The sequence below is a fragment of the Magnetospirillum sp. ME-1 genome (assembly GCF_002105535.1).
Taxonomy (GTDB): domain Bacteria; phylum Pseudomonadota; class Alphaproteobacteria; order Rhodospirillales; family Magnetospirillaceae; genus Phaeospirillum.
Genome location: NZ_CP015848.1, coordinates 2,417,310 through 2,430,531 on the forward strand (window position 1 = coordinate 2,417,310; position 13,222 = coordinate 2,430,531).

The window sequence follows — 13,222 nt, forward strand, 5'->3', positions numbered from 1 at the left end:
CGTGGCATTCAGGCGGTTCAGAAACAATCTCACTTCATCAAACTGATAAATACCAGTTTGATGGTGACATCTGATGGCAATTTTTCGATATCCAGGTGGCAAAGAGAGAGGCAAGCAGACAATTATTTCATTCATTCCAGAAGGTGTGGATGAAGTGATCTCCCCCTTCCTCGGAGGCGGTGCTGTAGAACTGGACCTGGGTCAACGCGGCATCCGAGTGCATGGATACGATCTGTTTGAACCATTGGTGAACTGCTGGCAGCAGATTGGGATTGATGCAGGTGCTGTCGCCGACGCTGCCCGCCAGTTCCACCCGATGGACCGGGATGGGTTCTACCAGCTTCAGAAAACGTACTTCTCCATCCCCGACCCGGTGATGCAGGCCGCAGCATTCTTCGCACTCAATCGGGCTTCATATTCTGGTCTGACATTTTCAGGGGGCTACTCTGGGGAAAGATTCACCACATCCTGTATCAACAAATTGGCACGAACCACGATCCCCAATATCAGCATCCAGCAGGCCGACTTCACAACCAGCCTATCGTGGCACCCTGATGCCTTTGCCTACCTTGATCCGCCCTACCTCCTGCCCCCCGAAAAATCCAACCTCTATGGAATCAAAGGTGATGCCCACCGGAACTTCGATCACGTTCGACTCGCTGATGTTCTTCGGTCGCGACCAGGATGCTGGTTGCTTTCTTACAACAACGACGAATCGGTGCGACGGCTCTATGCAGGGTATCCGATGGTCGCCACCAGTTGGACCTATGGAACCGGCAAGGTAGGGGCCGAGTTATTGGTGTTTTCCGACGAACTGGCCGATGCAGTTGGCATGACACCAATGGGTCGTCGATTCAGTTGTTCATGGCATCGCGACGATGACCAGATGATCCAGGTCGCCTGATTAAACATTCACGTCGAGATGGAGCATGACGCCGGATGGGAAACATCAGCCACAGGTCATTTAGTCATGTTCGATTGATAGCCTTGAAACTGTCAACTCTATTTCATCAATCAACTTTCGCCTCGTCACAGGTTTCACAATGTATCCATCAACATGATGGGCTTTTGCGAGCATAATTGCCTCTGGGCAGTCCTGGACTGTTACCATTATAAAAATACAATGCGGCGTCATATTTCTAACAAACTCGAGCAACTGCAAACCATCAACATTTCCCATTGACCAGTCAGAAAGAATTATATCTGGCAATCTCTCCGTGCTATTTAAAAGCTCAATGGCTTCTTCACCGCTACTTACGGATAAAATATTGCTAAATGAATCCGCCAATAAAAGCTTGTGAATAATTTTATTAGTTGCGGCACAATCCTCAACAACTAATATTGAAAAGTCGAGAAGGTGAGCCGGATACGGCTGGTTTCTGGGATGCGACATCTCACCACTCCATAATGGTGCGGTCTCAAGGAAATTTTGAGGCGGCATTGTGATGGATGACAAATTGAACCCGCACTTCCCATTTGGGTGGTCTATCCGCCCTTGACCAACACCACGGTATCAAAATTTTGCTCCACCCAAAAGACGGATGGACAACTTCTTCGTCGCGGCATGAGCGTAGCAGCCCCCACTCATGATCGGACCCGAATAGAACGATAGCAGATATACATTACATGCCCCACGGGACCATCGAGTTGGCGGTTGACGATGATGGCCACATGATCCAATGCATCGCGATATCGACAACGTCAAGTTGGTAAATCACGTATTCAAATAATTTGAGAAATATCAGAATTCATAATTGCTAAATCGACAGAATGCAAACTCGCCATGAAATAGGTATTTCATAACGAGTTGCTAATTACATCATATTTTTCAATGCCATGGCCTTGGCCGATTTATTCTATCCTGCTATACTCGTTTTAAAGTTATCTTCTGCTTTAACTTTATGGCGAGTTGGCGACTATGGCAGGCAAACAGGCAAAGGTTCTCACGGCGACCCAAATCTCGACAGTTTTGCTTCATCTTGGATCGACCCGACATGCAGCACGAGATCGTGTGATGTTCCTGCTGTCCGCGAAGGCCGGTTTTCGGGCCAAAGAAATCGCCATGATCACATGGTCGATGGTACTGACCGCTACCGGTGAGGTCGGGGATGTCATCCACCTGGAGGACAAAGCCACCAAGCGTTTGTCCGGCCGGTCGATTCCTTTGAACCGTGAACTGCGTGCTGCCCTGTTCGAACTCCATGGCAGTGGAATTCGCAGTCCAGACCATCCCGTAATCTTTTCCGAACGCGGTGTGGGGATGACGGCGAACACCGTCGTCGCGTGGTTCGCTCGTCTCTATAGCCGACTTGGGTTCCAGGGCTGCTCATCGCATTCGGGAAGAAGGACGTTCGTCACCAATGCTGCGAGGAAGGTCGGACAGGCCGGTGGCTCTCTCCGTGATGTCCAGCAGCTTGCCGGGCATCGCAGCCTGACTATGACCGCCCGATACATCGAATCCGATTCCGATTCACAGCGGCGTCTGGTCAACATGATCTGACAGCCTTTGTCGGCACCACGGAAGTGTGCAGGAAAGGTTGATCTCCAATCAGCCTGCTGAGCCACGAGACAGAACCCGATTTGGGCGTGTCCCCCTCCAAAAACCTGACGCAACAGAGTGATATTGCTTTGGTGCAGGAAAAATTTGGCGTGTTGGCGAGATAAACTCAATGCGATAAAATTTAGTTTTCCCAACGACTAATTCCATATGGGCCTACCAAGGCAGTGGATTGCGATGCGAAACTTTTCACGCATAGAGTGTCCTGCTTGCCTTAAACACTCCAAATATAAATATCACTGACCATCACCATCGCTCAAACTTTGCGACCCAGCTACGTTATTTTCAGCCCTACGAACAGTCAGTTTTTAATACAGAACCAAAACAGCCGTTTGGTACTGCCGCTGGAGATTTGGCAATGAAATACGAATACTTCGTGTGGACAGACAGCTTGCTAATTGGGAACGAAACAATTGATAACGACCATAAGGTATTTTTCGACATAGCCAATCTCATTGTAGATTTGGCCAACTCCGGCGAAGCAGATGCACGATCCTTCAGAGACTCCGTAAAGCTTCTAAAAAATTACGCCAGAGCACACTTTGATCGTGAAGAGCTATTCATGAGGCGGATTGGATACGCTCAATGGATAGATAACCATATTGAAAGACATGAACAGTTTCTTGCAATTATTAATGAACAAGCACTAAGCATTTGCGTCGATGATCGGAAGGCTATTTATTTTCTTGCCAATACAATTAATGATTGGATAAATTCGCACATCAAAGAAGAAGATCAAAAACTAAAAAAATACATTGATGAGATGGGGATTGATGGCGGCACAATCGCTAATTATATGAAATTTGATTAGCCAAATTATTTAACATTTGCATAACTTGTTGAAAAAATTAACAAGACAAGCATGCGTGAATGCACGGGTGAGCAGAGTGGGCTCAAGATGCCAGCCAATAAAATTATGCCATGCCATAGACGAGCCACAAAGGCACGAGATAGATTGTGACGCTTAAAGCTGGATCATAAATTTAAGGCAAATTATATAAACACTAACTGCATTGACCAAATGCGTAAGATTTAGCGATTTTGATGCTGTCAAAAGAAAGCCTTGGCTCCTCTGGCACCCATCGTGTTCTGAGTGAATCCCAACGTGAGCAGAAAATTGGGCAGGCCGATGAATCATTGCGGAGGGTTAAGCGATTTGCTGGTCATCGCATTTTGCCGATGACATCCCCCTAATTGATCACCAACCTGCCCCGGTAACGCAATCCGATGATGATCTGCTACTCGACCTTGTTGCGACGGTGCCTCGCCTTGATCTTGGCAGCCTCCAGAGGTTCATCGAGTTCACCGGCCTTCACGGCAGTGGCGATCTGTTCCAACACCTTGATGGCATCGGCATTGGCTTTACCGGCGACAATCGTATTGGGCATCCCCTGTCCCTGAAGTTCGACAGGCGTCCTGCCGTAACGAATTTCCAGCAGCAGGTTACCGTCTTTGGCCGACCGCCAGAACCAGGGTTGGGGCGGACGACTGATGCTTAGACGGGTGTTGCCGCCTTCGGTTCCCTTGGAATATCGAACCCGTTCCACCGTGTAGTTCGGATTCTTCAGCAGTTCCACCTGATTATGAATGCCGTCCAGCACAACCTGCCGGGGGGACTTCTTGCGTGCTTCGGAAACAAGCATCTTCTTCTCTTCGGAAAACTTAAGCTGCAACATAATGGCCTCCATGCATCAACATTGCATGAATGATATAGCCGTATTTACTAAAGGCCAAGATGGCCACATGAATATATTTCATGATATGGCCGCACGGCCACATGGTGTCTCGACATCAATGTAGTGATGGATTTAGCCATCAGTCGTTAAGCCTGATAAGTGATCGCAATTCATTTCACAAAATGGTCTGATTTCTCCATGGATGGAAGTTAGCAAGGTCATACCGGCCTGCGACCTGATTCGATATGGCTGAATATTTCCGCATATATTAGCCATCGGCAAATAACAAACAAATTGCCGGTTCATGTTAGCCCGACAGAAAATAGCTCGTCGAGGGCATGATACGCCTTCGGCTACTTCATGTGATGCGGCATGAGCCGCCACAGGCGTAACCGATCTGATTTCCTGCCAGAGGCAGGGTGGTTTTGAGACAGAACGAAGTGATGAGTTGTCGGTGTTGTAGCCATGAACTTATGAACTGAATTCATCTCGACGCCGAAGGCGTCCCGGTGTTGAGACAGAACGAAGTGATGAGTTGTCGGTGTTGTAACTACGAAATCATGAACGGACTTCATCTCGACGCCGAAGGCGTCATGGTGTTGAGACAAACGAAAGGAGTGAGTTGTCGGTGTTGTATATATCTGATTCATAAATAGCCATGTTGGACTTAGTCCGTATTGAAGAGCAATACGGACTAACTTTCCAACTTGTCCTGCAATACGGACTAACTCAATGACTTAGCCTTCAATACGGACTAACTACAGAAACAGGAAAAAGGAAATGAACCAATCACTTGAACTTGAGTATATCTGCATATGGGCGGAAACGCCCAAAACAGAACCGAAGCGGGGACGGAAATCCGTCTCATTTTCGGATCGCTATGTATTCACCGGAAACGTAATTATCGACGGGACCACATATCGCGTTCAATTTGTGGAACACAAGGACGTGACTAAGCTACTCAATGGCGTCCATAAGAGCCGGGCCAGCCATGTCGAGCTATACCGTGTCTATCACGAAGCCCATCAGGCCCAGGAACGGACCTATTTCAGCCCTGTGATAGCCAAAACGGACGGACGGATCGGCGAACCAGCGGCAATTGGCAATGAGGACACATTGCTGCCGTACTTCGTCCTATCCCGAAACGGGTTGATGATCGTGATCGACTTGAAAGCAATCAATATCAGCAAGCCATCCGATGAAGACCCACGTCTTGGTACCATCGAGCACATTCAAACCCTGACGACCCAAAGGGGTGAGATCATCGTGGTGCCGGGCAAATACATGCGATGGGTTTGGCGTCGTCCGACACACAAGCCGATCCCAGCTACTACGCCGAAAGCTGCGTGATCATGAATGTGGTGTGGCAGGAGGAGGTACTTCCTGCCACATCCCCCATCACCTCACCCGACGCCATATTTCGGTCCATGCTTCATTTTCCAGAATCTTGAGTGCCTTGACACCTTCTTGCAGTTCCTTGATCTGAATTTCATCGGAACAAAGAACTGATGCTTCATTTGTCGAATCAATCACCTCAGACACATTTGATGCCAAAGCCAAAAGTGCTTCTGTCGAAATTCGTCTGCCTCTTGATTTTGAACTACTAAGGTAGCTTTCGCTTCTGTTTAACCATTCACCAAATTCGCGAACAGAAGTTACAATTCCCAACGAATGAAACTCTTTATATATCTCTTCTAATTTTCGCATGAACGACTCCTGCTGTTGCAGGTGTATTTATCCCAGCAGCGAACGCCTTCATATGGAGGCACTTATTTTGATCGCCCAAATTGGCCGACACATTCAAACCTGATATTGTTCACGGCCATGAACAGGGGGAGCATCATGACCAGGACGAAATTGCCCTTCACCATGTCGATCTGCGGGCTGGATGAGCTTGCAGACGAACTGGAAGCCTTCAACCCAACGCACGTCATCTCAATCTTGGACCCTGGGGAGGACGATCATGACCCACTGGTCTTCCCTGGATTGATCAAGGTGCTGAGTCTCAGATTTTTTGACCTGCATGCCATGGGGGGAGTCGTCGGAAGGTCTCTTGATCGACAGGGACGGAACGAACACCCAAGCGTGGACCATGCCGAATCCATCATCCAGTTTGGCAGGGTAATTCCTGCTGGAGCCAGGGTGCTGATCCATTGTTGGGCCGGGGTATCGAGGTCCACCGCAGCGGCATATGTACTGGCCTGCCTGCACATGACCACAGATGAAGCCATGGACCTGATCCTCGGTCTTCGTCCAGGTGCCATGCCCAATCGCCTGATTGTCCGATTCGCGGACAAGATTCTTGGGTTTGAAGGGCGAATGGTTGCCGCGATTGATGGTCATAAGCAAGGAGTTGATCGCCGGTCAATCAGATCGAGCAGACGCTGAGCATCATGTAATGCACCTCGGAGCAGATCAAGGAGGGCCATTACCTCAAATCTAATGAGGTTTTCATCATAAACAGGCGGCAATCGTCCCGGAGCAACAGAAACAGCATCTTCCGGTGAAATAGTAAAATCATTCAATCGCATAATATACTCCGCACATATTGATAAATGTATTTATGCAGCTATACTAAAATAGGCACATATATCAGATTGCTTGGAGGGCATTATGCGTTCGCGAAGCATCCTGCTATCAGTCTGCTTACTAATCATGTCGGTCATCACCGCGAACGCCCAGGAAGGCGTCTTTTTTACGACTGACAAAGGTGTTGCCGGTGTGGTTAAGGCCGCTCCTCCACCCGTGTATCCACGCGATCCGGGCCTGCCCAATTATTATTCCATTGGCTCGAAGCCCACGCCGCCACTCACATATGACGAGATCAACACCCCAGGATACTGGCACCGTGAGCAATTGGCCGTCCTGGGCAGGGATGCGAATGGCATGAACCTGCATGATCGTGGGGTGTACTGCTCGTCCCAGGAACGTAAGGTGAGCCGCTATGCCGAAATTTCCTCGCAGTGGTTAAGCGATCACGATTTGTGGTTTACCCCGTCGGCTGGCTTTATTCCCCATGGGATCGTGATGTCTGAATCGCGAGACATTTTGACCTATGCACAAGTCGCATTACGCGACATCCGATACATCAAACACAATGGTGCACAAATTCAGCACTGCGATGACGTTGCTGCGTTTGCGATCATGCGAATGCAAAAATTATTGGAAAAATACCCGGAAGACCCTGGCTGGGTGGAACGCGTCAGAAATTAGCGGCATTGTAAAGAGGCAACGTCTTCCTGGACACGCCCAGGATATTCATTAGGCATAAATGGGCCATCAATTCGGGGCCACAATGGAATGCTCCGATAAAGCGGAACGATATAGCATGATGGGGTGTCTTCATCGGCAAATGCAGGGTCAAATGGATCATTCATGCTCGCCTGACTGACGGAAATTATAACAAGTGGCAACTTGTTATTGTGTGCCCACGATTTTGCCTTCTCAAGTGACAATGGGCAAATTGGGGCAATCTTAATTGGATGCCTTGTCACCCTAACCAATACGGAAATTAATTTTCCATCAACGCCTTCAATAACCATGTTTGGCGTTGTCGAACATGCCCAATTTAGCCACCTAATTTTACCACCGCCTTTCCTAAAATGGTTAATTGACGCACCAATCCCGCTCCATAGCAATTCATGCGGACCAATCTCAACTCCATCGCAACTGTATTTCTCGTCATGCCTCCAGTCATATAATTCATTGTTTTCAATATTGATAAGCGAGATGTTTTTAACCTCAAGATTTTGAGTTAAAGCCACAGAGCAAATGCACGCGATGGCTCTGTTGTCAGCGGCAACGGTAATCAGATTTACGCGTTTATCTTTAGAGCGAATCCACCCGTCATTGCCTTCGACTTCAACCGAAATCTCAGCGATAACCAGCCGTTGGGTGTGTCTGGCAGCCAAATCATATGATGAATGGGGGTCTGCCTTAACAAAAAGTATGTCATATCCATCTGCCGCAAGCCACTCAGCGGCAAAAATAGCCGCACAATGATGAGCTTCAGCCCATTTTTTCTCGTCCATTTTCGCCCCCATTTCTGTCAACATTAGAATTGCGAATATTAAGAATCATAGGCCAAATAACTTACAAATTTCATCATGCCACTTCAGTATTTTTAGTCGGATTGGGACGACCTCGCACCTGATACATCCGTGAAATCAGTCGAACCATTGATGGATACATACGAGCATCAGCTTCAACAGCGATATCGTGTGGAACGCCGAATAAAGCTTCAGCGACAGCCCCGGCAATGCAGGCGATTGTATCTGAGTCGCCACCGATTGAGATCGCATTACGGATCGCCTCTTCGTAGGAGGTGGCCTCCAATGCACACGTCAATGCCTGGGGGACACTGCCTGGGCAGGTTTCATCAAATTCATACCATGGCCGAATTTCATCGACCGACTGGCTCATGTCGTAACCAAAGCGTTCCGTGATGAAGGACCGGATAGACGGGCGATCCTCCCCGTTGAATGCCAGATAGATTGCCGATGCCGTCGCCACCGCTCCTGCGATCCCATCGGGGTGGTTGTGCGTCACTTCCGTCACCTTGATGGCGAGTTCAATTGCTTCATCAAGGCTATAAGCCAGGAACCCAGCGGGACTGACCCGCATTGCCGCTCCATTGCCGTAGCTATTGTAGGGTGGCATATCAGGGCGACGAAGCCATGAACCGAACATTCCTCCGTAACCTGCATCAGGAAATTCAGCCCCCCTTTTCCTCAAGGTAACTGCGGGGTCGGCGTCATCCAGCAACGCCTCCATGACGGCCATGGTGCAGATGGTGTCGTCGGTGAAGAAGGAGGCCCCCTCAGTGAACAGCGGGAACGACCTGCTCTTGTGATTCTCAAACTCGTAGATCGACCCGATGATATCGCCTGCGATCGCACCATACATGCCTGGGTTCTCCGTGAAATGGCGTGCTTTTAAGTTAACTTTCAATCCAGAACCCTACTGGCATCACATGACAGACTCGGACATCATCAAGCATCGTCAGTGATCAGCATGGTGTCCAATGAGATATGGCAAGACCGAAGCTCTATTGCAGTTGGCGTTGGAGTTGTCGGCCTCCCATGGCGGGCTGTCGTTGAACGACATTGAGACGATGTTCGATGTTGGACGCCGGACCGCCCAGCGGATGCGGGATGCTATCGCCCGTGTATTTCCCCAGCTTGAGGAAGTCCCACAACCTGATCGAACGAAGCGATGGCGGCTGCCGACGAAAGCTCTTGGTCGGGTGTCTGAATTCCATATTGATGACATCATGGCACTGGAGATCGCCGCCGACATCCTTGACCGCGATAACCGCCCCGATGCAGCCATATCAGTACGAAGGGTTGAGGCAAAGGCACGGGCATCTCTGCAACCTGCTGATGCCCGCAGAATGGAACCTGACCTGGAAGCATTGATGCAGGCAGAAGGCGTAGCGATGCGGCCAGGGCCTCGGTACAAGGTCAATCCTCAACTCGTGGAAAACCTTCGACACGCGATCCTGGCATGCCACGAGGTTCGAGTGCGTTATCGCCGCCGCTACGAAACGATAGAGCGTGACCGAACGATTCATCCCTACGGAATCCTCTATGGTCAGCGACATTACCTGCTGGCATTCGTCCCCGAGGAAAATGAGGTCAGGAGCTACAGCTTCCCCAACATCATCGGTATCGAAGAAACGGGGAAATCGTTCATCCGCGATCCAAACTTCTCACTACCTGAATACGTTGCACGGTCATTCGGGGTTTATCAGCAAGAACCATTTAATGTCGTATGGCGGTTCAGCCCCGACGCGGCGGCAGATGCGAGAGATTTTCTGTTCCATCCCAGCCAGACTTTGGAAGATCAGCCTGACGGTGGTTTGATCATCCGATTCCAGGCTGGTGGTCTACTGGAAATGGCTTGGCACGTTTATCAATGGGGGGATGCCGTCGAGGTTCTGGAACCAGAAGAACTACGGATGATCCATGAGCGAAGCAAGGTCAGTTGGCCCGCACGGCCATGATCACAGGTGACCGATTCTGACCGGACACATCTACAAACTATGCAAAGCATATCTCGATCCAGGTTAGGTTTTCACCAAGGGAGATAATAATGGGTGCACATTTTCTGGCACTGATAGCCATGGTTATGACGGTAGCCCATCTGCATAAAAAGGGGCTGATCAATGCCAATTGGAGGGGAGATGTTCCGCTATATAAAAGTTTTTGGATTTTTGGGGTTGTTCCAATTTTAATTATTACATTATTTCGTCAATTATTTAACTCGAATTCTGGAGCATTGTTTATTCTGATCGTATTTCCTGTGTATCTTGTCTGGGCCACGGTTGGAATATGGCGATCTTCAAGCAGGTATAGATGTGCTGGTGGACACGTTGCCTTTAGTGTTCTGGCAAAGGTTGTGACGGCTATATTCATTTTAATAAACATAGTTGGGTTGGCTCCGATGTTTATGTAAATTGGCGATTGACATATTCAACAAATTGCGAGGTGAAAATGAGGAAAATTGCAGCAATCATATTTGCGTCAGCACTGGTGATGGCAGGATTTTACATTGGCTATGGATTTGTAACCACCAGTGGTAATTTTTCGCTGATCATTGAGGGAAAGAAGAGGGCGTTCTTAGTTCTTGGCTCGGCTGTTTTTTTGATTTTTATTGGAATTGCCGTCATAATTGACGTCGCAAAGAAAAGTAAATGAATGGTGCACAGGGGGCTATCGTAACTCTCAAACTCTTAGCCCGCATTCCATCATGAGCGAGACGGCCATTCGATGAATTCGAAGCAACAATTTCTTTCCACCTTCCGTGCAGCGTGGCGTGGAGTCGATAAGAATTTCAAGGCATGTAATAAAATATGATGGGCTAAATCTCTTATTCACATTAGATGACAGAAAGAGAGGGACATTATGAAACGCCTCCCCGATTGCATGGATAATTATAACCGCATCACCACTACTGGCATTCAGTTCACTGCTACGCATATATATAAAATTCATATGAAGCATTGACGACAAAGCCGCTTTCACATCTGGACGATTTTCCAAATCAATTTCGTCTTCAAACATATCAACACCCCATTTGGGATTCACTCATTCCCCTTCATGGAACCAGTCGCTTTCTGGAAGCCCTCGAAGATATGCGTCAATTTCAGCCAAAGCCCCATGATCCGCAGCCCATCGGATATGCTCTTCAAGACATTGTCGCTTAGACGATGGAGTTGCGTGCCACCATGCCGCAAGTATCAGAGGCAACGGCGGCATCCAACCTCCAGACGCCAATTGGCGGCGATTCGGTAGGAGCTTGAAGAGTGCATTCCAAGGATCGGGCATCGGACAAATCCGTCCGTTATCTTTGACGTATGCGATCAGTTCAGCTTTCGAAACCTCTGCCATTGCCCCCCCTTCATATCATTATCCTGGATCAGAAAATTATCATCACCGATGGATATGTCATGTTCGGTCACCTCTGCCGCCGATCATCATCATACGGGGTTGGCAGAACTATATCTGAGCACAGCAAAGTCAGTTGGCTAGGACGGTGTTGCTCACAGATGACCGGTTCTGACATGGGTGTGATTCAGAATGAAGACATGCATTTGCCATGATCTGGCAGGGTGGCGATGTTTACATTATTCGGGTGGCTATTCGTAATCATAGGCATCGGCATGATCGTCAAAGGAGCAAAGGGACCGGACGAATGATCCAGAAATTTCTGAACCAAGTAGCATCTCAAAGGCCCAGCTAAACTCCACATGGAATTAACTCTGAAATGAGAATCATGGATATAGCGAGATTCTTTGCTGGACTGACCATTCTCATTGCATGGCATTCTGCAAGTGCGGATGAAAATTCAAAATACAGAACGGTTGATGGTGGATACTCGCAAAATGGTGAAGTGAGTTCATATCGAGCACGTCAGGTTCATGAACATGATCTGGCATGGCTGCAAATTGATGATAAGTGCTTTCCTGCCACCGCCCGGAGGGCATTAGCAAAATTAATGCTCTATAAACCTCATGACTTTGCGTTTATTGACTTGGATGGCGATGGCATTGACGAAATAATCGTGTCATATGGAAATAGGCCGACAGGATCGCCAGAGCCGGAAATTGAAATACTAAAATCGAAAAATAATGCCTGGAAAGTTATTGGGGGATTTCGCGGCCTCTTCATTCTCACATGGGGGCGAGAGGATGAACCCGGAAGTTATTACAAAATAACATCGTATTATAATATGTACGGACACCAGAGGATTGCAATAACCACCCACGGCAAGGTCGGGTACCGGAGGATGATCGAATCCATTAACCCAATGCCGATAGTGTCTTTTGTGCCATTCGACAGATCGCCACACCATAGCCTTCTATATAAAAGCAATAATTATGGATGCGATCGACCACCCCAGCCAATTAACAAAAACATCAAACATACCGCCATCCTCGGTGATGTGGACGAACCAATGAGGTTAGCTCACATGGAGGCTGATCAAGGAAACCCCTATGCCTTTTTGTTACTTGGAGAGATATACAATTCAGATTTTGCTGATCAAGATAATTTGCTTCGTGCTGTGAAATGGTACCGTGCTGCGGCTGATGCAGGAATTCCACAAGCTCAATTTAATCTTGGCATGATGTACCGAGACGGCATGGGCGTTCCCCTGGATTACGCTGAAGCCGAAAAATGGATCGAAATGGCGGCCAAAGGCGGCACGCGAAATTCAGCTATATCAGGCGAACTCAATTTTAGCGAACAAGAATACTACCGGCGTGCTGTGAAAGGACATCGTGCTTCGGCTGAAGCCGGAGTTCCACAAGCTCAATTCAGTCTTGGCATGATGTACCAGATCGGCATGGGCGTTCCCCCTGATCACGCTGAAGCAGAAAAGTGGATAGGATTGGCGGTTAAAGAAGGCACAAGGAAACCCGCCAAGTCCGGCCAAGGGTGGCGAAAAGAGCAAAATATCACCCCCATCAAGTAGGATGGCAAAATCA

16 protein-coding genes are annotated in these 13,222 nt (G+C 48.4%); 10 read left to right on the forward strand and 6 right to left on the reverse strand.

Features of this window, described 5'->3' with window-relative positions; all coding sequences use genetic code 11:
• The first annotated feature begins 73 nt into the window (after positions 1–73).
• On the forward strand, positions 74–904 hold the full coding sequence (locus WV31_RS11405) for a DNA adenine methylase (RefSeq protein ID WP_085373678.1): 831 nt from the start codon (positions 74–76) through the stop codon (positions 902–904).
• Positions 905–964: 60 nt separating this feature from the next.
• Here WV31_RS11405 and WV31_RS11410 read toward each other — a convergent pair whose 3' ends face one another.
• A complete protein-coding gene (locus WV31_RS11410) occupies positions 965–1,393 on the reverse strand; it encodes a response regulator transcription factor (RefSeq protein ID WP_168185927.1) in 429 nt (142 codons plus the stop codon).
• Positions 1,394–1,918: 525 nt separating this feature from the next.
• Between WV31_RS11410 and WV31_RS11415 the strand changes: the two genes are divergently transcribed.
• Positions 1,919–2,500: a tyrosine-type recombinase/integrase gene (locus tag WV31_RS11415; RefSeq protein WP_085375551.1), complete on the forward strand. Its 582-nt coding sequence runs from the start codon at positions 1,919–1,921 to the stop codon at positions 2,498–2,500.
• A gap of 415 nt (positions 2,501–2,915) precedes the next feature.
• A complete protein-coding gene (locus WV31_RS11420; protein WP_085373680.1) occupies positions 2,916–3,368 on the forward strand; it encodes a bacteriohemerythrin in 453 nt (150 codons plus the stop codon).
• 427 nt (positions 3,369–3,795) lie between these two features.
• On the opposite strand, the gene WV31_RS11425 is transcribed toward WV31_RS11420, so the two are convergent.
• Complete coding sequence (locus tag WV31_RS11425) at positions 3,796–4,233, reverse strand: hypothetical protein (protein ID WP_237051267.1); 438 nt, start codon at positions 4,231–4,233, stop codon at positions 3,796–3,798.
• A gap of 780 nt (positions 4,234–5,013) precedes the next feature.
• On the opposite strand from WV31_RS11425, the gene WV31_RS11430 reads away from it, so the two are divergent.
• Complete coding sequence (locus WV31_RS11430) at positions 5,014–5,583, forward strand: hypothetical protein (RefSeq protein WP_085373682.1); 570 nt, start codon at positions 5,014–5,016, stop codon at positions 5,581–5,583.
• 48 nt (positions 5,584–5,631) lie between these two features.
• Here the strand turns inward: WV31_RS11430 and WV31_RS21615 are convergent, their stop codons facing one another.
• On the reverse strand, positions 5,632–5,940 hold the full coding sequence (locus WV31_RS21615) for a DUF6626 family protein (protein WP_145980850.1): 309 nt from the start codon (positions 5,938–5,940) through the stop codon (positions 5,632–5,634).
• A 135-nt stretch (positions 5,941–6,075) separates the two neighbouring features.
• Between WV31_RS21615 and WV31_RS11435 the strand changes: the two genes are divergently transcribed.
• Together WV31_RS11435 and WV31_RS11440 are read left to right on the forward strand one after the other, a co-directional pair.
• Complete coding sequence (locus tag WV31_RS11435; RefSeq protein ID WP_085375552.1) at positions 6,076–6,621, forward strand: tyrosine phosphatase family protein; 546 nt, start codon at positions 6,076–6,078, stop codon at positions 6,619–6,621.
• Positions 6,622–6,888: 267 nt separating this feature from the next.
• Positions 6,889–7,446, forward strand: coding sequence for a hypothetical protein (locus WV31_RS11440; RefSeq protein WP_237051268.1), 558 nt, complete (start codon positions 6,889–6,891; stop codon positions 7,444–7,446).
• Here WV31_RS11440 and WV31_RS21620 read toward each other — a convergent pair.
• Both WV31_RS21620 and WV31_RS11445 read right to left on the reverse strand, forming a co-directional pair.
• The gene (locus tag WV31_RS21620; protein ID WP_145980851.1) at positions 7,443–8,264 is read right to left on the reverse strand and encodes a hypothetical protein; all 822 of its coding nucleotides are present in this window, start codon (positions 8,262–8,264) and stop codon (positions 7,443–7,445) included. The genes WV31_RS11440 and WV31_RS21620 overlap by 4 nt on opposite strands.
• A 73-nt stretch (positions 8,265–8,337) precedes the next feature.
• A complete protein-coding gene (locus WV31_RS11445) occupies positions 8,338–9,138 on the reverse strand; it encodes an ADP-ribosylglycohydrolase family protein (protein WP_237051269.1) in 801 nt (266 codons plus the stop codon).
• Between the two features lie 118 nt (positions 9,139–9,256).
• Here WV31_RS11445 and WV31_RS11450 point away from each other — a divergent pair, with 118 nt between their 5' ends.
• The 3 genes from WV31_RS11450 (at position 9,257) to WV31_RS21630 (ending at position 10,931) form a co-directional block, all read left to right on the forward strand.
• Entirely contained in the window at positions 9,257–10,237 is a 981-nt protein-coding gene (locus WV31_RS11450; protein ID WP_085373685.1) for a helix-turn-helix transcriptional regulator, read from the forward strand.
• Between the two features lie 89 nt (positions 10,238–10,326).
• Complete coding sequence (locus WV31_RS21625) at positions 10,327–10,689, forward strand: hypothetical protein (RefSeq protein ID WP_145980852.1); 363 nt, start codon at positions 10,327–10,329, stop codon at positions 10,687–10,689.
• 38 nt (positions 10,690–10,727) lie between these two features.
• The gene (locus WV31_RS21630; protein WP_145980853.1) at positions 10,728–10,931 is read left to right on the forward strand and encodes a hypothetical protein; all 204 of its coding nucleotides are present in this window, start codon (positions 10,728–10,730) and stop codon (positions 10,929–10,931) included.
• Between the two features lie 27 nt (positions 10,932–10,958).
• On the opposite strand, the gene WV31_RS21635 is transcribed toward WV31_RS21630, so the two are convergent.
• A complete protein-coding gene (locus WV31_RS21635; RefSeq protein ID WP_145980854.1) occupies positions 10,959–11,297 on the reverse strand; it encodes a hypothetical protein in 339 nt (112 codons plus the stop codon).
• Between the two features lie 703 nt (positions 11,298–12,000).
• Here WV31_RS21635 and WV31_RS11455 point away from each other — a divergent pair.
• Positions 12,001–13,209 carry a tetratricopeptide repeat protein gene (locus tag WV31_RS11455; RefSeq protein WP_085373686.1) on the forward strand — a complete coding sequence of 403 codons (1,209 nt, stop codon included), beginning with the start codon at positions 12,001–12,003 and terminating at the stop codon, positions 13,207–13,209.
• The last annotated feature ends 13 nt before the right edge of the window (positions 13,210–13,222 follow it).